Genomic DNA, 20815 nt, shown 5'->3' with positions numbered 1-20815 from the left:
TGGGTCCGCCGCTCCGGGCGTCGGTCGTGTCAGTTGTCGGCCAGGGTGCGGTAGAGCGCCTTCTTGGCCTCGGCGACCGCGGCGGACAGCGTGCTGACCGCCGTCTTCAGATCGGCCTTCTGCGCGTCGTTTCCGGTGAACTTGATCGTGCGCGCCAGCCCGGCGAGCTCGAACAAATCCTTGCGCAGCTTGATGACATCGCCGAACTTGCCCGCCTGACCGAGGAACGCCTGCACCGTCTCGCTGCTGACACCGCGCCAGGCGAGCAGCTGCTCACCGAACTCGGTCAGCGTCGCGACGCCGTCCTCGACCGTGGCCACGCCACGAGCCGCGAGCAGCGAGATGACGAACTCGACCTTGTCCACCGGAGGGGTGAATGCGCCGTCGGTGATCTCCGAAACCCGCTGCGAGAGCTGCTCGGCCGTGGCCGGGCCTTCCTGTAGTAGCGCGGCCGCGGCAATCGCGGCACGCTTGAGACGACCCTTGAAGAAGTGGTGTCCGGCACCCGGCCCGAAGCCGCCGCCGAAACCGCCACCGAAGCCGGGCCCGCAGGCACCGGGACCACCCGCGCCCGGACCGAAGCCCCCGAATCCGGGGCCGAAGCCCCCACCGAAACCGGGGCCGAAACCAGCTGAGAACATCGCATTTCCTTTCGTTGTTGTCGATGCATCTTGTACCTATCACGATACATCGGTTTTGCAATGCCTAGCCGTTCTAACTTCAACTCAAAGCCAACTCACAGATCTGATGACGGCCTGAGTCGTACGTTGTTCACATGAACGCAGCGGGCGTCGCCTACGACATCGTCATTCGCAACGGACTCATCGCCGACGGGTTGGGCGGCGCACCCTTCCAGGGCGATGTCGCAGTTCAGGACGGGTTGATCGCAGCCGTGGGCACGGTCGACGGCACCGGTGCCCGGGAGATCGATGCCACCGGCCTGCTCGTCACCCCCGGCTTCGTGGACCTGCACACGCACTACGACGGACAGGCCATCTGGTCCGACCGGATGACCCCGTCTTCCGCTCACGGCGTAACAACCGCCGTCATGGGTAACTGCGGCGTCGGCTTCGCGCCCTGCCGCCCCGACGACCACGACGTGCTCGTCGACGTGATGGCCGGCGTCGAGGACATCCCCGGCGTCGTCATGGTCGACGGCCTGCCCTGGACCTGGGAGACCTTCCCCGAATTCCTGGACGCCGTCGAGGCGCGACAACGGGATATCGACGTGGCCGCGTTCCTCCCGCACTCGCCGCTGCGCGTGTACGTCATGGGCCGGCGCGGCGTCGACCGCGAGCCCGCCACGCCCGAAGACCTGGCGCTGATGCGCAAGCTCGCGGCCGAGGCCGTGGAGTGCGGCGCGCTGGGCTTCGCGTCGTCGCGGCTGACGCTGCACAAAACCTCTGGCGGACAGCCCATTCCGAGCCACGACGCGGCACAGGTCGAGATCGAAGCCATCGCCCGCGGCGTCGCGGACGGCGGCGGCGGACTGATCCAGTTCGTGCCCGACCTGCTGGCCGGTGACTACGAGGTCGCGCTGAAAACCGTCTTCGACGTCGCGGCCGACGTCGGCCTGCCGGTGACGTTCACCCTCGCCGTCGGCAATGCCGGGCCGGCCACATTCGAGGACGCGCTGCGGATGGTCGAGAAGGCCAACACCGACGGCGGGTCGATCTCGGCGCAGATTTTCCCGCGCCCCATCGGCCTCGTCATCGGCCTGGAGTTGTCCGGCAATCCGTTCGTGCTGTACCCGTCGTACCGCGAAATCGCCGACCTACCGCTGGCCGAGCGCGTCGCCGAGATGCGCAAACCCGAAGTACGCCAACGCATCCTGAACGACACGGCGGCCGCCGACGGGCACCCGCTGATGTTCGCCGTGCAGGCGTGGGACTACATGTTCCCGCTGGGCACTCCCCCGAATTACGAACCGGCACCGTCGGATTCGATCGCCGCGCGCGCCGCCGCCCGCGGCGTCAGCCCGCTCGAGGAGGCCTACGACCGCGTCCTCGACGACGACGGCCACGCCATGCTGCTCGTCACCCTCGCCAACTTCCGTGACGGTTCCCTCGACACCGTGGCCGAACTGATCCAGCGCGACGACGTCATCCTGGGCCTCGGCGACGGTGGCGCACACTACGGAATGATCTGCGACGCATCGTTTCCCACCTATCTGCTGACGCACTGGGTCCGCGACCGCGCCGCCGGCCGGCTGGACCTGGCGCACGCCGTGAAGGAACTGACGTCGGTACCGGCGCGCGTCGCGGGCCTGAACGACCGCGGCCGAATCGCGGTGGGCTACAAGGCCGATCTCAACGTGATCGACCAGGACACGCTGACGCTGCACAAGCCCACCATCGAACACGACCTGCCCGCCGGCGGGCGCCGCCTGGACCAGACCGCCGACGGCTACGTCGCGACCATCGTGTCCGGCGAGATCATCGCGGAGAACGGGGTACCCACGGCGGCCCGGCCAGGTCGGTTGGTGCGCGGCCGGCAACCCGCGCCGGCGTGAGCGGCGACCTATCCTGGCCTCATGAGTGTGAAGGTGGATCTGGAAAAACTCGGCGACACCTTGGCCGACTTCCCGTTCGGCTTTCTGATCACCGTCGGTGACGATTTCCGCCCGCACACGGTGGCCGTCGTCCCGACATTCGACGGCGGCGCGCTGACGATCGAGCCCATCGGAAACACCACGCGGCGCAACACCGGCGCTCACCCGGCCGTGACGGTGCTGTGGCCGCCGCGCGAACCCACCGGATACTCGCTGATCGTCGACGGGACCGCCGAAGCCACCGACACGGGCCTGCACGTCGTGCCCACCCGCGCGGTGCTGCACCGCAGCCCCGAAGGCGTCCACGACTGCGTCTCGCTCAAGGAGACCTGAGTTATCCACAGGCTGACGATCGGGTACTACCGTCGCCCATCGTTGTCGGCTGCTATTGAGCGATGGGGGAAATAGAACAACTGGCGGCTGCGAACGGCGGGGTGGTGTCCGCGGCGCAACTGCGCGCCGCGGGAATGCCGCGCCCAGCTGGCTGGCTGCCGGTGCGGCGCGGCTGGTATGCCGGCCCCTCCGCAAACCCGCAGGTCGTCCGCGCGGTCTCCGCCGGTGGCATTTTGAGCTGTGTCTCTGTGCTACGCCACTACGGCGTCTGGGTGCCCGATTCTGGTTTGCATGTCCGGTATTCGAGGCGGGCCCGCCAATCCCGCCCAAGAGTTCGGTCCTGCCAGCCGTACCGCCTCGATCCACCCATCGTCGGAGCCATCGACCCGATCGACATTGCCGTCGCGTCGGCGGCGCACTGCCTGGACACTGAGGGGCTGATCGTCGTCCTGGACTCAATGCTGAACAAACAAATGATCGAGATGGCCGACGCGCGGGACATTGTGTCGGCATCGCGCTTTGCGCATCTGAACCTGGCCGAGCGATTGGACCCGAAGAGCGAATCGGGCACGGAGACGATGATCCGATTACGCTTGCGCGCCTTGGGGATCCACCTACAAACCCAAGTGGACATTCCGGGAGTGGGCCGCGTCGACCTTTTGGTGGGCGACCGACTGATCATCGAAGCCGACAGCCGTGAGCACCATCTGTCCAAGTATCAGCCCGACCGGACGAGGGACAGGGTGGCCGTCGGCTTGGGGTTCCTGGCCATGCGACTGACCCATGAGGACGTTGTCTACCGCTGGGATCTGATTCTGGAGGACATTCTGTCGGTGGTCCGCAGGGGTGCACATCACGGCACGATCGCAATGTGACGCTGACAGCGTCACCATCGCAAATACGACCATGGCGGCGCTGTCAGCGTCACACAAGAAAAGGCCCGGCCTCCGAAGAGACCGGGCCTTCCCGTAAGAGCTGGACTTAGAAGTCCATACCGCCCATGCCACCGGTCGGGTCGCCGGCGGGAGCCGCGGCCTTCTCCGGCTTGTCGGCGACGACGGCCTCGGTGGTGAGGAACAGCGCCGCGATGGACGCCGCGTTCTGCAGCGCCGAGCGGGTGACCTTGACCGGGTCGGCAACGCCGGCGGCCAGCAGGTCCTCGTACACGTTGGTCGCGGCGTTCAGGCCGTGACCCGAGGGCAGGTTCGACACCTTCTCGGCGACGACGCCCGGCTCCAGACCACCGTTGAAGGCGATCTGCTTCAGCGGAGCCGACAGGGCGACACGCACGATGTTGGCACCGGTGGCCTCGTCACCCTCGAGCTTCAGCTCGTCGAGAGCCGGAGCCGACTGCAGCAGGGCCACGCCACCACCGGCGACGATGCCCTCTTCGACGGCGGCCTTCGCGTTGCGAACGGCGTCCTCGATGCGGTGCTTGCGCTCCTTGAGCTCCACCTCGGTGGCAGCGCCGGCCTTGATGACGGCAACGCCACCGGCCAGCTTGGCCAGGCGCTCCTGCAGCTTCTCGCGGTCGTAGTCGGAGTCGCTGTTCTCGATCTCGCTGCGGATCTGGGCCACGCGGCCGGCGATGGCCTCGGCGTCGCCGGCACCCTCGACGATGGTGGTCTCGTCCTTGGTCACGACGACCTTGCGGGCCTTGCCCAGCAGGGTGATGTCGGCGGTCTCGAGGGACAGGCCGACCTCTTCGCTGATGACCTGGCCACCGGTGAGGATCGCCATGTCCTGCAGCATCGCCTTGCGACGGTCACCGAAGCCCGGGGCCTTGACGGCGATGGACTTGAAGGTGCCGCGGATCTTGTTGACGACCAGGGTCGACAGGGCTTCGCCCTCGACGTCCTCGGCGATGATCAGCAGCGGCTTGCCCGACTGGATGACCTTCTCCAGCAGCGGCAGCAGGTCCTTGACGGTCGAGATCTTCGAGCTGACCAGCAGGATGAACGGGTCCTCGAGGACCGCTTCCTGACGCTCGGCGTCGGTCACGAAGTAACCCGAGATGTAGCCCTTGTCGAAGCGCATACCCTCGGTGAGCTCCAGCTGCAGGCCGAAGGTGTTGCTCTCCTCGACGGTGATGACACCCTCGTTGCCGACCTTGTCCATGGCCTCGGCGATCAGGTCACCGATGGACTGGTCACCGGCCGAGATACCGGCGGTGGCAGCGATCTGCTCCTTGGTCTCGACCTCCTTGGCGGAAGCCAGCAGACCCTTGGTGACAGCCTCGACGGCCTTCTCGATGCCGCGCTTCAGGCCGAGCGGGTTGGCGCCGGCAGCGACGTTGCGCAGGCCTTCGCGAACCAGGGCCTGGGCCAGCACGGTGGCGGTGGTGGTGCCGTCGCCAGCGACGTCGTCCGTCTTCTTGGCAACTTCCTTGACCAGCTCAGCGCCGATCTTCTCGTACGGGTCCTCGAGCTCGATCTCCTTGGCGATGGACACACCATCGTTGGTGATCGTGGGGGCGCCCCACTTCTTCTCCAGGACGACGTTGCGACCCTTGGGGCCCAGCGTCACCTTTACGGCGTCGGCGAGGCTGTTCAGGCCCCGCTCGAGGCCACGGCGGGCCTCTTCGTCATACGCAATTGTCTTGGCCATTGCGAAGTAATTCCTCCGGTTGGGAATTGCACGTCTTTGGTCAGGCGCAGCGCCCGCGACGGACGGCCTGGGCTGTGCTCGCAGATGCGGCCCCGGCCTCACTGTCCCGACCTAGCACTCACCTATCGAGAGTGCCAACGTCTTTTTAGCACTCAGGCAGGGCGAGTGCAAGGTTGTTCGCCATCCGCGCAGGCGCCGCTTCGCGGCCGGAAATCAGGACGCCGACCGGTACTGCGCCACCTGCGCCGCGTAATCGTCGAGCAGGCGCAGCGATTCGTCCTTGCCGACCGACGGCAGGAACAACCCGAGCTGGCCGAAGCCGAGGTCTTCAGCGGTACGCCAGTAGTCCGGTTTCAGGGGTGCACCGAACATCGCGCGTGGCACGTCGTAGTCCGCGCCCGAGCGCAACTGCGCCGTTCGTTCCGCCAGCACGTCCCTGGGGAAAGGATTCGATATCCAGCCCGCCCGGTGACGCAGCACCCGCTTGACGGTGGCATCGGAGTTGCCGCCGACATAGATGGGGGGATGCGGTTTCCGGACCGGCTTGGGCCGGCAGTACGACGCGTCGAAGTTGACGAATTTGCCGTGATATTCGGCGGGCTCGGTGGTCCACAGCGCCGTGATGGCTTCGATGCTCTCGTCCAGCCGGGCGCCACGGGTTTTCGGATCGGTGCCGTGGTCCCGCATCTCCTCCAGATTCCAGCCGGCACCGACGCCGAAGATGAACCGGCCACCGGAGATGAGATCGATGCTGGCGGCCTCTTTGGCCGTGTGGATCGGATCCCGCTGGATGAGCAGGGCGATGCCGGTGAACAGCTCGATGGTCGACGTCACCGCCGCCGCGGCGGCAAGCGTCACGAACGGGTCGAGCGTGTTGTAGTACCAGGGCGGCAGCTCCCCACCGTTCGGATACGGCGACTCACGGCTCGCGGGAATATGACTGTGCTCGGCGACGATGAGCGACGCGAAGCCGCGCTCTTCGATCGCGCGGGCCAGCGAAACCGGATCAATACTGTCGTCATCGACGAAGGTCGAGATCCCGAACTTCATACGGCCGACGCTACTGACGGGGCCGGAGTCCGTCCATCATCAATTCGACGACGCGGTCGGCGGCGTCGGCGCTGTACCGCTGCGCGGCGTTCGCCGCCACGAGCAGCGTCTTCACATCCGAGGCCGTGACGTCCGCCCGAACGGCGCCGGCGCCCTGGGCGGCGGCCAGCAGTTCACCCAGCAGCGCCAGGAATTCCTCTTCGACATCGGGCACCAGGGCGTGGACGTCGATCCCGAGGCCGGCGAGTGCGTCGACCAGGCCCTGATCGGTTTCGCCCCACCGAACCATCGACCGCAGAAAGTCGAACAGCGCGTCGCCCGGCGCGTCCGACGCCAGGCACGCCCGGCCGGCGCCCATGACCGTCTCCAGTCGATCCTCGATCACGGCGCGGTAGAGATCGTCCTTGGTCGGGAAGTGTCGGTAGACGGTGCCGGCGCCGACGCCGGCCCGCCGGGCGATCTCGTCGATGGGCACGGAAAGCCCCTCATCGGCGAAGGTTTGATAGGCGACTTCCAGCACGCGAGCGCGGTTCCGGGCCGCGTCGGCCCGCAGTGGCCTCTTCGGTTTGCAGATCATCATGCTCCCGGGAACAAATTAAACGGGGCGACCGTTCCGGATAGGTGAAGCATCCGGGGCGCTCGCCCCGGATAAGGCCCAGGCTACCGAGGAACCGTCATGACCAAGTGGACCACCACCAACATCCCCGACCAGACCGGACGCACCGCCGTCATCACCGGCGCCAACACCGGCCTCGGCTACGAGACCGCAGCAGCGCTCGCCGCCAAGAACGCACACGTCGTGCTCGCCGTCCGCAATCTCGACAAGGGCAAGGACGCCGTCGACCGCATCCGGCAGGCCACGCCCGATGCCGACGTCGCCCTTCAGGAACTCGACCTCAGCTCGTTGCAGTCGGTTCGCGAAACCGCCGAACAGCTGAAGTCCGAATACCCGGCGATCGACCTGCTGATCAACAACGCCGGCGTGATGTGGACGCCGAAGCAGACCACCGCCGACGGGTTCGAGATGCAGTTCGGCACCAACCATCTGGGACACTTCGCATTGACCGGACTCCTGCTCGACCAGCTGCTGACGGTGCCCGGCTCACGCGTCGTGACGGTCAGCAGCCTGGGCCACCGGATTCGCGCCGCCATCCACTTCGACGACCTGCAATGGGAACGCCGCTACAACCGGGTGGAGGCCTACGGGCAGTCCAAGCTCGCCAACCTGCTGTTCACGTATGAACTGCAGCGCCGGCTGACGGGCGCCGAGACCGTCGCCCTCGCGGCACACCCGGGCGGGTCGAACACCGAACTGGCGCGGCACGTGCCGGTGCCGCCCGCCGTCCTGGCACCCGTCGTCGACCGGCTGTTCCAAAGTGCCGCGATGGGCGCCCTGCCCACCCTGCGCGCCGCCACCGACCCCGCCGCGTTCGGCGGCCAGTACTACGGACCCGACGGACGGTTCCAGCAGACCGGGCACCCGAAGGTCGTCGGCTCGAGCGACCAGTCCCATGACACCGAGCTGCAGCAACGGCTGTGGGCGGTGTCCGAGGAACTGACCGGCGTCACGTTCCCGGTGTGAGCAAAAAGAAGTCCTGTGGGTTGTGCGACAGGAGGTTTCGCACAACCCACAGGACTGTCTCGGCTTCGAAGCGCCTCAGTAGCCGATGTTCAGCAGCCCGTTGCGCCCGTCGCCGACGGTGACGACGCCGCCGCTCCCGTTACCGATGTTGACGATGCCGGTGTTCAGGTTGCCCATGTTGGCGACGCCGGTGTTGCCATTGCCGAGGTTCAGGATGCCCTTGTTTCCGAAACCGAAGTTGAGGACGCCGGTGTTATTGGAGCCGCCGTTGAGCACACCGTCGTTGCTGCCGGGTCCGAGGTTGATGCCGGAGTCGGCGGACGCCGCGCCGGCGCCGAGCAGCGCGATGGCACCGGCACTGGCCACTGCCGCTCCCACGAGGACGGTTGAACGGATCATCGACATGACTTCTCCTTCGCTAGCCCGAATATGGATAGATAGAGAGTAGACAGCAGCCGGGCGAATGCGAAGCAATTTGGCAAATATCGCTACTCGATTACGCGTATGCGAGAGCGCGACCTGTCACAGTTTCACAAGATATGTCGCAATGCAGCGGCCGAGCGTCGAAAATGTGCCAAAGTGATTAATTACCAGCGATATTCACACACGTCACAGGTCACCTATATTTACCGGGTGAATTGATTTTCAACAGAATCATCGTCGGTTCCAGCCCCACGATCGCCGCAAATACAACGAGTATGGCAAATTACCGCCCGAGCAACGTATTTACGTCATTGAGAAATTGCGTAACGTCGCCGTCGCGCATCTTCATTTGCTGACAGTGTCACGGACGGGCCTTCATCCACACCGATCCGATGGACCCTTCACCAATCCTGAAACACGCCACCGCGACAGCCCGGATACACCCGGCCGGCACCGCCACTCAGGGCCCGCACCTGCCCGAAGATGCCAAATCGGTTGTGCACTACAGAAATGAACGTGTTCTAACATATTTAAGACGCTTACGCCGCCCGGCGACCCGGCCGTCGGAGCGCAGACCCGTAACCCCAGGGCCCGAATATTTTCAAAATATGCACGGTAGCCGACTTTCCGCAGGTGAGAACGCCTTTTTCAAGATCGTCCCGGTACCGGCGGTCCGCGATATGAACGGCCGCTCACTTTCCTCAAGATGTTCCCAGCTTGCGATTACGGGTGTTAGTCTCCCCACGTTTATTGACGGGGGTGGTGTTTCTCACACCCGACGCACGAGGAGGATCGTGGGCAAGCACAGGGCAGTGGGGACGAACAGCTGGTGGAGCGCCGCCGGGCCGCTCGCGGCCGCGGGGTTGACGAGCGCGGCATTCGCCAGCGCCGGCGTCATGCTGCTGCTGGGACCCGATTCTCCGACGATGCAGTCGGTGACCGCGGACATCCGGCTCGTCAACACCGAGAGCTCCACCGGCGACAGCGGCTCCAAGTCGAGCAACTCCGGCGCCACCAAGACCACGGACAGCAAGACCAAGAACCCGAGCAAGCCCAAGCCGACGAAGCCGTCCACGAAGCCGACGCCGTCGACCGAGCCCGGTGACACCTCTTCGCCCGGTTCCACGAGCGGCACCCCGCGCAACCCGCGTCAACAGGCGCAGGACCGGATGCGCCAGTACGCCGACGAAGCCAGAAAGGCGCTCAACGATCTGGCGAAGGGCCCCAAGGTAAAGCCCACCCCGGGCAACAAGCCCAAGCACGCCAGCACCCCTGACGGCACCTCGAGCGCCTCGACCGGTAGCTCCAACGCCGGCACCCCCGGTACTCGCCCCGCACGGGGCCCGCAGTCAACTGCCGGGGTGTCCACCGACGGCACTGCCGGCGGACGCAAGGCCACCGCACCCGGCACCAAGCCGACGGCACCGAACCCCACGACCAGCCCGGCCGGCGCCACGACCCCGACGGTTCCGAGTGGCCCGTCCATCTCGTCGGGCGCGGCTACCCCGGGAACCGGGGCGGTCATGACGGCCCCCACGAGCAGGCCGTTCAACCCGATCACCGGCCTGCTGTCCGCCGTCGGCCTGGGCACCATGCTGGCTCCCGACGCGCCGACCCATCCCGACCAGATGCCCGGCGTCTGGGCCGTGATGGCCTGGGTGCGTCGCCAGGTGGAGTACGGCGTCGTCGCCAACAAGCGCCTGCACCCGGCAGCCGCGGCTGCCGTGTCCGCCACGGCCCCGCCGACCGCGGCCAAGCCGCTGAGCGCCGTCAACCCACTCGCGGCAACCGACCCGAAGGCCGCGCCCGCTCCCCTGGGCGCGGTCAACCCGCTCGCCGCCATCAACCCGCTGGCCGCGGTCAACCCGCTGGCCGCGATCGGGCCGCTGGCCCTGCCGACGTTCGTCGACCCGACGGTGATCGTCGCCAACTGGATTTACCAGAACGTGCACTTCGGCGTGCAGGCCTGGATCAACAGCCCCATCGGCTTCGTCGTCGACACCGGAATCAACCTGTTGGCCGGCCAGTACCTGATCGGCAACGGCGCCAACGGAAACCTGATCAACCCCAACGGCGGCAACGGCGGCCTGTGGTTCGGCGACGGCGGTAAGGGCTACTCGAGCGGCCTGCCCGGAGTAACCGGCGGTAACGGCGGCAATGCCCGCGGCTTCGGTAACGGCGGCTCGGGCGGCGCCGGCTACTCGGGCTTCGGCATCTTCACGCCGACGGCCGGCGGCAACGGCGGCAACGCCGGAGGCATCGGGCACGGCGGCACCGGCGGCAAGGGCGGCGACGGTGCCAATGGCGCCGACGGCCTTGCGGCGCTGGGCCAGAACGGCGGCAACGGCCAGACCGGCGCCAACGGCGGCGACGGCGGAAATGGCGGCCACATCTTCGGCATCGGCGGGCGCGGTGGCGCCGGCGGCAAGGCCGGCAACGGCGGTCACGGCGGCTCGGGCGTCCTCGGTGGCGGAGCTCTCGGCGGCGGCGGAAACGGTGGCGACGGCGGAAACGGCGGTGTCGGCGGCAAGGGCGGCAAGAAGGTCGGGTTCATCGGCTCGGTCGGCGCCGGCGGCACCGGCGGCGCGGCCGGATTCGCCGGCAATGGCGGCAACGGTTCCGACGGCAGCTCGTCGCTGATCCCCGACGGCGGCAAGGGCGGTGACGGCGGCAACGCCGGCACCGCGGGTGCCGGCGGCTTCAACGGCAGCGGCACGAAGCGGGCCGCGACCGGCAACGCCAGTGCCACCGGCGGCAACGGCGGTAAGGGCGGCAACGGATTCGACACCATCACCGCGATCGGTGTCGCGGGCAACGGCGGCGCCGGCGGTAACGGCGGCTCCGGCGGGACCGCGGGCAATGGCGGTAGCGGCGGCGCGGGCGGCACCGGTGGCAACGGCGCCAATGGCCTTGCCGCACTTGGGGAGAACGGTCCCAACGGCGGCCACGGCGGCGCCGGCGGCAACGGTGGCGCGGGCGGTACCCAGTCCGGCAACGGCGGCAAGGGTGGCGCCGGTGGCGACGCCGGCAACGGCGGCAGCGGCGGTTCGGGTGTCCTCGGTGGCGGAGCCCTCGGCGGCGGCGGAAACGGCGGCATCGGCGGTAACGGCGGCGGTGGCGGCAAGGGCGGCGCCGCGGCCCACGGCACCGTGGGGGCCGGCGGCCAGGGTGGCGCGGCCGGTAATGGCGGCAACGGTGGCAATGGCTCTGACGGCAGCTCGTCGCTGATCCCCGACGGTGGCAAGGGCGGTAACGGTGGCAATGCCGGCACCTCGGGCGTCGGCGGCTTCAACGGCGCGGGCGTCAGCCAGGCCGCGAATGGCACGGGTGGCAACGGCGGCAACGGCGGCAAGGGCGGCAACGGGTTCAACACCATCACCGCGATCGGCGTGGCGGGTAACGGTGGCGCCGGCGGCAACGGTGGTTCCGGCGGATCCAACGGCAACGGTGGTAGCGGCGGCGGGGGCGGCATCGGCGGTAGCGGTGCCGATGGCCTTGCCGCACTTGGGGAGAACGGCCCCAACGGCGGCCACGGCGGTGCCGGCGGCAGCGGCGGCGCCGGTGGCACGAACGCCGGCAACGGCGGCACCGGTGGTGTCGGCGGCGCGGGTGGTGACGGCGGCAGTGGCGGCTCGGGCGTGCTCGGCGGCGGAGCCCTCGGCGGCGGCGGCAAGGGCGGCAACGGCGGTAACGGCGGCGTCGGTGGTAAGGGCGGCGCGGCCGCGCACGGCACCGTCGGTAGTGGCGGCAAGGGCGGCGCAGCCGGTAACGGCAGCAACGGTGGCGACGGCTCCGACGGCAGTTCGTCGCTGATCCCCGACGGCGGCAAGGGTGGTGACGGCGGCAGCGCCGGCACCTCGGGTGCCGGTGGCTTCAACGGCGCGGGCGTCAGCCAGGCCGCAAGTGGTGCCGGTGGCAACGGCGGCAACGGCGGTAAGGGCGGCAACGGGTTCAACACCATCACCGCAGTCGGCGTCGCGGGTAACGGCGGTGCCGGCGGCAACGGTGGTTCCGGCGGCTCCAACGGCAACGGTGGCAATGGCGGCGCCGGTGGAATCGGCGGTAACGGCGCCAATGGCCTTGCCGCACTTGGAGAGAACGGCCCCAACGGCGGCCACGGCGGCGCCGGCGGCAGCGGCGGCGCCGGTGGCACGAACGCCGGCAACGGCGGCACCGGTGGTATCGGCGGCAAGGGCGGTAACGGCGGTAGCGGCGGCTCGGGTGTCCTCGGCGGCAACACCGGTGGCTCCGGTGGTGCGGGCGGTAACGGCGGCGCCGGCGGCAAGGGCGGCGCGGCCGCCCACGGCACCGTCGGCAATGGCGGCAAGGGTGGCAACGCCGGAAACGGCGGCACCGGTGGTGCCGGGTCCGACGGCATTTCGTCGATCCAGCGCAACGGCGGCACGGGCGGTACCGGTGGCGCCGCGGGCAACGCGGGCGCCGGTGGGTTCAACGGCGCCGGCGCCAGCCAGGCCGCCAACGGCGTAGGCGGTAACGGAGGTGACGGCGGCAAGGGCGGCAACGGCTTCGACGCCCTCACCATCCTGGGCACCGCCGGCCGCGGTGGCGACGGCGGCGCCGGCGGTGCGGGTGGCCTGACCGGCAACGGTGGCGCGGGTGGCGCCGGCGGTACCGGTGGCAACGGCGCCGACGGGACCATCGGAGCGTCGCTGGGCGCCACGGGTCTGTCCGGCACCGCCGGTGGTGCCGGAGGTAACGGTGGCATCGGCGGGGCCGGCGGCACCGTCTCGGGTGTCGGCGGTGGCGGCGGTGCCGGTGGCACGGGCGGCACCGGCGGGTCGGGCGGCGTCGGCGGGCTCCCGGCCTTCGGGTCAAACAACGCGGCCGGTATCAGCGGCGGCGGTGGCTTCGGTGGCACGGGCGGCGCGGGCGGTGCCGGCGGCAACGGCGGCGCCGGCGGATTCTCCGCTAACGGCCTCGACGGCGCCGGTGGTACCGGTGGCGTCGGCGGCAACGGCGGTATCGGCGGCGACGGTCAGACCGGCGCAAACGGCATTCCGTTCATCAACGGCAATGCCGGTGCCACCGGCGGTGTGGGTGGCCACGGCGGCGCCGCGGGCGCCGGCGGCAGCGGCGGCTCCTCCGGCGACAACGTCGGTGGTGCCGGCGGCGACGGCGGCGTCGGTGGTGTCGGCGGAACCGGTGGCGACGGCGGCAACGGCTACAACGACAACATCACCCAGTGGGGCAACGGTGGCAACGGCGGGGCCGGCGGCACCGGTGGCACCAGTGGCAATGGCGGTAACGGCGGCACCGGTGCGACAACTGGCGCCGGTGGCGACGGTCCCGCCGGCGGGGCCGGAGGCGCGGGCGGTTCGGGCGGCGCCAACGGCGGTCACGGCACCCACGACGGCACCGACGGCGCCACCGGCAGCGCCGGCGGCAGTGGTTCGGGGGGCACCGGCAACCCGGCCGGCGGCTCCGGCGTCCTGATCTAGCCACAACAGCGAATGCGGTGTGGTGCCAATCGGCGCCACACCGCATTCGGCTGTTCAGGACGGCCGGATGCCGTCACCTCCGTAGATCCAACAACTCCTCCTGGAACCCGCCGAACTGCCGGCCCGGGTCGACGAGGTGCACCTCGAGAATCCAATGGCATTGCCGCCCTTGGGAATCCAGGCGCCGCATCGGCCGGTCCGAGCCGGGCGCCACATAGGAGTCGATCTCGTGGCCGCGGATCTTCTCGTGCGGGAACTCCCCCACGAGGTGTCCGGCGATGGCGCCGCCGAATTCCCAGCCGGCAGCTCGACTCAACCCGACGACGTGCTCGAACAGCTGCGCGCCGGTGATATCCGGAGTCGACTCGAAGTGGGCCCGCGCCGCTTCCCACACCTTCGGTAAGTCGTTGCGCAAGGCCAACTTTCGTGGGTCGTCACCGATCACGAAGGTGCGGCCGAAGTCGGCTTCCCACTCCTCGAACAGCGGGCCGAGGTCGACGAACACGATGTCGTCGTCGGCGATCACCCGGTCGGGCGGGTTGTCCCGCGCGGTCGCCAGCGTGTTCTCGCCGCCATGCACGATCCGCTTGTGCCAGTGCCGCGTGACGCCGAGGATTTCGGCCGCCAGATCACGGATCTCGTCGGTCACCTGACGCTCGCCGACGCCGGGCCGGATCAACCCACGCTCGTCGATGGCGACGAACAGTTCCGCCGCCTTGTCCTGGGCATCCAGAAGCCGCGCGGCCCGCATGCCCTCGTCAAACTTCTCCACCGCATTGATGCTAGGCGGGTCGCACGAACTCCCATCCGGCCGCCCGCATGTCGGCGATGGCACCGGCGTAGCCGGCGGCGGTACCCGAACCCGGGCGGTTCATGTGGGAGATGACGATGGAACCAGGCTGCGCACCAACGACATTCGCGCGTACCCGGGCGGCGGGCAAGGTGGCGCCGCAGTCGCCGTTGACGCTGAAGCCGAGCGGCTGCAACCCGAGGTCGCGCACGATCTGCACGGCCACGTCGTCGTAGTGGGCGGTGCCCGGCCGGAACCAGGTGGGCGCCCGGCCGGTCAACGCGGTGAGTTTGATCTGGTTGCCCCACACCTCGTCGACCACCTCGGCGGCCGACCGCGTGCCGGCGATGCCGTAGGCGACGCGGCCGGTGACCGACAACGGCACGTGCCGGGTGCCGTGGTTGCCGATCTCGAACAGTGGGTTCGCGGCCAGCTGCGCGGCACGGTCTGGGTGCTGGTCGATCCAACGGGAGTTGAAGAACAGCACCGCGGGCACGTTGTTGCGCCGCAACGTGTCGAGCAGCGCGTCGTCGACACCGCCGCGGCAGGCGTCGAACGTCAGGGCCAGTTGGCGCCCGCGCGCTGGGATCGACGTGACGATCCCAGGTAGCGCCATGCCCCACTGGGTCGGCACCCGGCGCGCGTACTGCCCGGCGACGGCGCTCGGATCCTGCGCGGCCACGCTCGGTGCGGCCAGCGCCAGCGAACCGGCGGCCGCGGCCCCAGCAGCCAGGAAGGCGCGTCTGGTTATCACCGCTGGGACGGTAGGCCGGGACTCTGAACAACGCGTGTCCGGAGCCTGTGAATTCGCCGCGAACTGCGGCAGGTGCGACCGACCTATGGTGGAAATCGAGAAGCCGTCTCCGATCTCGATGGCCACCGGGAGCCGACATGTCGCTGGTAGTACCGCCCTATCCGCCGGCCCGCTATACCGCCGACCGGCCGGAGGTCAGCGCGACGCTGCGGCGTGGTGACGAGCCACCCGATTACGACTCACAAGGCCTGATCCAGTACCACTACCTGGCGAACCAGCAGAAGACCGCGGGCGACTACGGCCTGTACCGCGTCGACATCGCGCCGCACGGCGGTGGCCCGGGTCCACATTTCCACCGCGCCATGTCCGAGGCCTTCTTCGTGTTGTCCGGCACCATGACGCTCTACGACGGCACCGACTGGGTCCAGGCCGGCCCCAACGACTTCCTCTATGTCCCGCCGGGCGGCATCCACGGTTTCCGAAACGAGGCCGACGAGCCCGCATCGGTGCTGATGCTCTTCGCCCCGGGTGCGCCCCGGGAGGCCTATTTCGAAGGGTTCGGCCAACTCGCCGACATGACCGACGACGAACGTCGCGAGTGGTTCATCAAGCACGACAACTTCTTCGTGGAGTGAGGACGGCGGTCGGTCCGGACCGCCTCCCCGCGCCGGCCGTGCACACATTGAGTCATTTGTCTCTACCGGCGAGTAACACAAACATCCCATGATGTGCGTTGCCGTCAATATTTGTTCGATCCGTGATCGAACCGACGGAAAAGTCAGGTAGGCGCTGCCGCCATCATCCGGCCGCAGCGAATGAGAGGAACCCATCTTGCACGCCGCCGTTCGATCGTCCGTCCTTTCCGGAGCCACACTGCTGACGGCGGGAGCCATCGCAGTCACTCCGATCCAACCGCTGGCCCACGTGCCGTCGCTTCCGTCGATCAGTCACGCGGTGTCGACTGCCGCCGTCAACCTGACCAGCAGTCCGTTCGATCTGTATGGCCAGGTGCTGAAGACCGCCGCCGGAAACCTGCAGGCCGACGTCAAGTCCTACCTGGACATGGGGCTGTTCCCGATCCTGCGCCAGATTCTGACCAACCAGGTCGGCACCATGGGCGGTCTGGTCAACGCCCTCGGCGAGAGCGGCAAGGCTGTGGTGACGGCGCTGACCACAGAGGTGCCCGGCTACCTCGGGGCCGCCTTCAGCGACCTCGGCAAGGCCAACGTCGAGGGCGCGCTCAACAACCTCCAGCTGGCGATCGTGCTGCCCATCTTCGCCGCGATCAACCCGATCGGCCCCCTGCCGAAGGCCCTGGGCAATCTGATTTCGCAGCCGCTGCAGAGCGTCATCAACATCGCCAACGATCTGCCCAACATCCTGCTCGAGCTCGGCGTCGGCCTCATCGGACCGGTCGCCAGCACCCTGGGCGCGATGGGCACCGCGACCCAGAACGTCATCAACGCGGTGAAGGCAGGCGACCTCGGCAAGCTGGCGACCGCCGTCATCCAGGCGCCGGCCACCGTCATCGACGGCCTGCTCAATGGCGGCTACGGACCCAACCTCGGTGCGCTGCTGGGACTCAACATCCCCGGCTTCAACATCTATGGCGGCGGCCTGTTCGGCGGTGGCGCAACCCTCCCCGGCGGCACCACGATCGCCGGCACGGTGCAGGCCATCGTCGCCGTCGTGAAGTCGATCCTCAACGACATCACCCCCGCCAAGCCGGCTGCGGCTGCCGCAACGACCACCACCACCAAGGCCGTCTCCGATATCGCCGCCGTGCCCTCCACCACCGCCACGACGGTGACACTGAGCACCGCCTCAGCGACGAAGGCCGGCGCGACCGACACCGCGAGCACCGACAAGGTCAAGGCGACCGGCTCGACGAGCGAGTCGACCGGTTCGGCAACCGAGGGCACGACCAAGGCCGGCGAGACCAAGACCGGCGAGACCACCGGTTCGACGAGCGACGGCACGTCCACCGGCACCGACGGCAAGGCCACGGACTCGGCGTCGGCCGGTGGCACCAAGACCGGTGACAGCAAGACCGGTGACACCAAGACGGGTTCCAGCTCCAGCTCCAGCAGCTCGGGCTCGTCCTCGTCCTCCTCGTCGTCGTCCTCGGGCAGCGATGGCACCAAGACGACCACCCCCGGCCGCAAGGGCCATCAGGGCAAGGCGGGCTCCGACTCCGGTTCGAGCGCCGGCGCCGGCACGGGTTCGTCGTCGAGCTCTTCGGGTTCGGCGTCGGGATCGGACTCGGGCGCCAAGGGCGGCAGCACCAAGGGTGGCAGTGACAAGGGCTCGCACACCGGCTCGAAAAGCAAGTCGAAGTCGCACAGCGCGGCCTGACGCGTGAGACCGGTCGGCGGCGGCGGATTTTCCGTCGCCGCCGACTTTCCGTTTGCGGACCTCAGGGACGGTCGCTCGTCCAGCCGGCTGGGCGCGCCACATCATGAATCTGATGGCGGCTGGTGACACCGAGCTTGGGGAACGACCGATACAGGTGGTTGGACACCGTTCGCACCGACAGGTTCAAGATGCTCGCGATCTGCGGGTTGGTGTACCCCTCGCTGACGAGGTAGACGACGTTGTGTTCCTGCGAGCTCAATGTGCCGGTCTGCACCGACGACGAATGCGGTCGCACCCCGGCCGCCCGCAACTCACGGGTGCACAGGTCGACCCACGGCGCCGCGCCGAGGTCCTGCATGACGGTCAGGGCCGCGGCCAATTGATGCTGGCAGTCCCGGCGCCGTCGGTGCCGGCGCAGCCATCCAGCGTAACTGATGCGCAGCCGCGCCCGCTCGAACGGCCACCGGTTGCCTGCCGGATCGGCGAGCGCCTCGACATAGCGCGCCCCGGCGGTCTCTGGATTGAGGACGGCGTCCGCATGCGCGACCAGCTGGGTCAACCGCGGTGACACGGATCTGGGTAGATGACTCACAATCCGGGTCAGTTGTTCGCGGGCCCGGTCGATGCGGCCCGTCAGCACCGCGGCCTCGGCGTAATCCGCCAACGCCAGATACGACGCATATGCGTGCAGCGGCAATCCGGACTCGTCGAACAGCTCCGCCAGTTCGGCGTGGGCGGTCGTGTCCTGGTTCTCGGCCAGGGCGATCGAACCCGCGATGTGGTGCATCCACGCCGCCAGCGCGGGCCGGTCCCGGAAATCTGCCAACGCCGCGGCCGACTTGAGGCGCGCACGGCCGGTGGCGATCTGCCCGCGCCGGGCCGCCACGGTGGCGATCACCAGATCCGCGATCCGCGCGACGACCGGAACGCCGGCGACGGCCGCCGAGGAACTCATGGTGGTTGCCGCGTCGACGGCCTCGTCCCAGCGGCCCGATTCGACGAAGGCCCAGGACAGGGCGGTCGAGGCCAAGCCACCGAAGCGCGGCGCCAGCGCTCCGGTGTGCGCGCCGCGCAGGCAGCGCACCGCCAGGTCAGGTTCGCCGGCGAGCCAGGCCGCCGCCCCGACCGCGGTGAGCCCGACGGCGTCGCCGACCCGGCCGGACAGCGCGACGATCTCCGGCGACATCAGATGGGCCCGGTGCGGATCGGTGGCGGTACGGATCCAGAGCCGGTCGGCGAGGGCGGGCACGTTCCGGGGTGCCGCGGTGTCCTCCAACTGCCGCAGCAGGCGGGTGACACCACATCGCCCCGCGGCGTCGTCGGCGATGAAGGTGACCGTCGCGGCCACCCGCAGCGACTCCCAGGCGACCGCCGGAGCGACGTCGATCGCCAGGCCGGCCGACTCCAGCAGCAGGTCCAGCACCCGCTGGTTGTCGGCATCCCAGCAGCGCGCCGATCCCAACTCGGTGTGGGCGCGCACCCGGGAGATGACGTCATCGACGCCGTCGAGCGCACACCGGCTCAGCGCCGCGGCCCAGTGCGGGTCGCCGGCGTTGCGGGCCAGGGGCGCGGCGCGCACCAGATGCCGGGCATGTTCGCCGATATCGGTGGTCAGCATCGCCGCGCGCTGCATGGTCACGGCGGCGGCCAGGTAGCCATCCCGGCGCAGCACCTCGTCGCAGGTGTCGGCCAGCTGCGCGGCCAGCGCATCGTCGGGCTTGAGCGCCGCTTGCGCGCGATGCCAGACCTGCCGGTGCGGTAGCGCGGCCAGGGCATCGGCGAGCCTGAGATGTGCCGCCGAGCGGGCTGCCGCCGGGGCCCGGTGATACGCCGCGGACCGCAGCAGCGGATCGAGGAACCGCACGCCGCCGGGCTCGACCCGGACGATCCCGGCGATCTCGGCCGGGGCGAGGACCTCGGGGTCCGCCAGTGCCGCGGGCATCAGATGCCGCAGATCGTGGTCGGAGGCCGCCGCGAGCACGAGCAGCGCGGCCCGCGTCGTTCCGGGCAGCAGTGCAAGGCGGCGGCTGTAGAAACCGAGGCTCGCGGCGGGCAGCGCCAGGGGCTCGGCGGCGGGGCCCACCGTGAGGTCAGCGGCCGCGGCGGTCTCGGCGAAGGCGATGACGGCCGCGGGGTTGCCCGCGGCGGCCGTCAGCACCTGCTCGCGGCGCAAGCCCCGCGGTACCGATGGCTGCCGGTCGAGCAGCACGGCAGCGTCACCGCGCTCGAGCGGCGAAAGTTCGATCTCGACGGCGCGGCCGTCCCCGCTGAGGATCTTCCCGGCCGTGGCCGGGATCGCCAGCACGACGGTCAACGACCGCCCTGCGCTGCGACGGGCCGCGAATATCATCGCCGTGCGCGACGGTGCGTCGAGCCACTGCCCGTCGTCGATACAGACCAGGACCGACTGCCGCTTCTCCACCGCGTCCAGGAGGCCGAGCAGCGCCATGGCGACCCGGACGGTCTCGAGTTGCTCCCCGCTGGGCGATCGCAGCGCCTCGTCGATGACGCGCTGGTACTGCCGCGCCTCGTCGCCCCAGCAGCCCAGGGCGTGCACGAGCTGGTGGACGCCGGCGAACGGGGTATCGGCTTCACCCGGCGTTCCGGCGATCGACAGCACCCGGAACCCGAGCTCACAGGCGTGCCGGCAGGCGACGTCGAGCAGTGCGGTCTTGCCGGACCCGGCGGCACCGGACACCACCACGGTGCGCCCGCGCGGGGTGTCGCTGATCGCGGCCATCAACCGCGAAAGTTGTTCGCCGCGACCGACGAGTTCCGGGGGCGGCGCGGCCAACCGTTCCGGACAGGGCTCAGCGACCACACCACCTCCTGTGATCCACGTCCCACCCGATGCCGAACGTTAGGCAGGCCTCACCTCACTGTCAACTAATTAGTTAGTTAGCAAACGCCG

Annotated in this window: 15 protein-coding genes; 7 read left to right on the top strand and 8 right to left on the bottom strand. The window is 69.1% G+C overall.

Translation table 11 applies throughout. The features are described 5' to 3' along the window. Positions 1 to 29: 29 nt before the first annotated feature. Positions 30 to 641, bottom strand: coding sequence for a hypothetical protein (locus ACJH6H_RS04155; protein WP_212807095.1), 612 nt, complete (start codon positions 639 to 641; stop codon positions 30 to 32). A 134-nt stretch (positions 642 to 775) separates the two neighbouring features. Here ACJH6H_RS04155 and ACJH6H_RS04150 point away from each other — a divergent pair, with 134 nt between their 5' ends. From ACJH6H_RS04150 to ACJH6H_RS04140, 3 genes are all read left to right on the top strand, one after another. Continuing rightward, a complete protein-coding gene (locus ACJH6H_RS04150) occupies positions 776 to 2512 on the top strand; it encodes an amidohydrolase family protein (protein WP_406774307.1) in 1737 nt (578 codons plus the stop codon). Between the two features lie 21 nt (positions 2513 to 2533). Continuing rightward, entirely contained in the window at positions 2534 to 2884 is a 351-nt protein-coding gene (locus ACJH6H_RS04145) for a pyridoxamine 5'-phosphate oxidase family protein (RefSeq protein WP_406774306.1), read from the top strand. A gap of 62 nt (positions 2885 to 2946) precedes the next feature. Next, complete coding sequence (locus tag ACJH6H_RS04140) at positions 2947 to 3759, top strand: endonuclease domain-containing protein (RefSeq protein WP_406774305.1); 813 nt, start codon at positions 2947 to 2949, stop codon at positions 3757 to 3759. 106 nt (positions 3760 to 3865) lie between these two features. On the opposite strand, the gene groL is transcribed toward ACJH6H_RS04140, so the two are convergent. The 3 genes from groL to ACJH6H_RS04125 form a co-directional block, all read right to left on the bottom strand. Further along, positions 3866 to 5491, bottom strand: coding sequence for a chaperonin GroEL (groL, locus tag ACJH6H_RS04135; RefSeq protein WP_020101134.1), 1626 nt, complete (start codon positions 5489 to 5491; stop codon positions 3866 to 3868). A gap of 213 nt (positions 5492 to 5704) precedes the next feature. Continuing rightward, complete coding sequence (locus tag ACJH6H_RS04130; protein ID WP_406774304.1) at positions 5705 to 6541, bottom strand: LLM class F420-dependent oxidoreductase; 837 nt, start codon at positions 6539 to 6541, stop codon at positions 5705 to 5707. A 10-nt stretch (positions 6542 to 6551) separates the two neighbouring features. Further along, positions 6552 to 7115, bottom strand: coding sequence for a helix-turn-helix domain-containing protein (locus tag ACJH6H_RS04125; protein WP_318986666.1), 564 nt, complete (start codon positions 7113 to 7115; stop codon positions 6552 to 6554). A 102-nt stretch (positions 7116 to 7217) separates the two neighbouring features. Here ACJH6H_RS04125 and ACJH6H_RS04120 point away from each other — a divergent pair, with 102 nt between their 5' ends. Then, a complete protein-coding gene (locus ACJH6H_RS04120) occupies positions 7218 to 8123 on the top strand; it encodes an SDR family NAD(P)-dependent oxidoreductase (RefSeq protein WP_406774303.1) in 906 nt (301 codons plus the stop codon). 75 nt (positions 8124 to 8198) lie between these two features. Here the strand turns inward: ACJH6H_RS04120 and ACJH6H_RS04115 are convergent, their stop codons facing one another. Beyond that, on the bottom strand, positions 8199 to 8528 hold the full coding sequence (locus ACJH6H_RS04115) for a pentapeptide repeat-containing protein (RefSeq protein ID WP_406774302.1): 330 nt from the start codon (positions 8526 to 8528) through the stop codon (positions 8199 to 8201). An 812-nt stretch (positions 8529 to 9340) separates the two neighbouring features. Here ACJH6H_RS04115 and ACJH6H_RS04110 point away from each other — a divergent pair. After that, on the top strand, positions 9341 to 14005 hold the full coding sequence (locus tag ACJH6H_RS04110; protein WP_406774301.1) for a PGRS repeat-containing protein: 4665 nt from the start codon (positions 9341 to 9343) through the stop codon (positions 14003 to 14005). A 73-nt stretch (positions 14006 to 14078) separates the two neighbouring features. Here ACJH6H_RS04110 and ACJH6H_RS04105 read toward each other — a convergent pair whose 3' ends face one another. Both ACJH6H_RS04105 and ACJH6H_RS04100 read right to left on the bottom strand, forming a co-directional pair. After that, positions 14079 to 14756: a M24 family metallopeptidase gene (locus ACJH6H_RS04105; RefSeq protein ID WP_212814584.1), complete on the bottom strand. Its 678-nt coding sequence runs from the start codon at positions 14754 to 14756 to the stop codon at positions 14079 to 14081. 31 nt (positions 14757 to 14787) lie between these two features. Next, positions 14788 to 15549 (bottom strand): polysaccharide deacetylase family protein, encoded by a 762-nt coding sequence (locus ACJH6H_RS04100; RefSeq protein WP_166427944.1) that lies wholly within the window; start codon positions 15547 to 15549, stop codon positions 14788 to 14790. Positions 15550 to 15686: 137 nt separating this feature from the next. On the opposite strand from ACJH6H_RS04100, the gene ACJH6H_RS04095 reads away from it, so the two are divergent. Further along, positions 15687 to 16184 (top strand): cupin domain-containing protein, encoded by a 498-nt coding sequence (locus ACJH6H_RS04095; RefSeq protein WP_133425438.1) that lies wholly within the window; start codon positions 15687 to 15689, stop codon positions 16182 to 16184. A 196-nt stretch (positions 16185 to 16380) separates the two neighbouring features. Further along, positions 16381 to 17904 (top strand): hypothetical protein, encoded by a 1524-nt coding sequence (locus ACJH6H_RS04090; protein WP_406774300.1) that lies wholly within the window; start codon positions 16381 to 16383, stop codon positions 17902 to 17904. A gap of 61 nt (positions 17905 to 17965) precedes the next feature. Here the strand turns inward: ACJH6H_RS04090 and ACJH6H_RS04085 are convergent, their stop codons facing one another. Continuing rightward, positions 17966 to 20725 (bottom strand): LuxR family transcriptional regulator, encoded by a 2760-nt coding sequence (locus ACJH6H_RS04085; RefSeq protein ID WP_318986627.1) that lies wholly within the window; start codon positions 20723 to 20725, stop codon positions 17966 to 17968. Between the last annotated feature and the right edge of the window lie 90 nt (positions 20726 to 20815).

Source organism: Mycobacterium sp. SMC-21 (assembly GCF_045310825.1).
In the GTDB taxonomy this organism is placed as follows: Bacteria; Actinomycetota; Actinomycetes; order Mycobacteriales; family Mycobacteriaceae; genus Mycobacterium.
The sequence above is the reverse complement of the archived record's forward strand: the minus strand, read 5'-3'. Positions and strand labels throughout refer to the sequence as shown.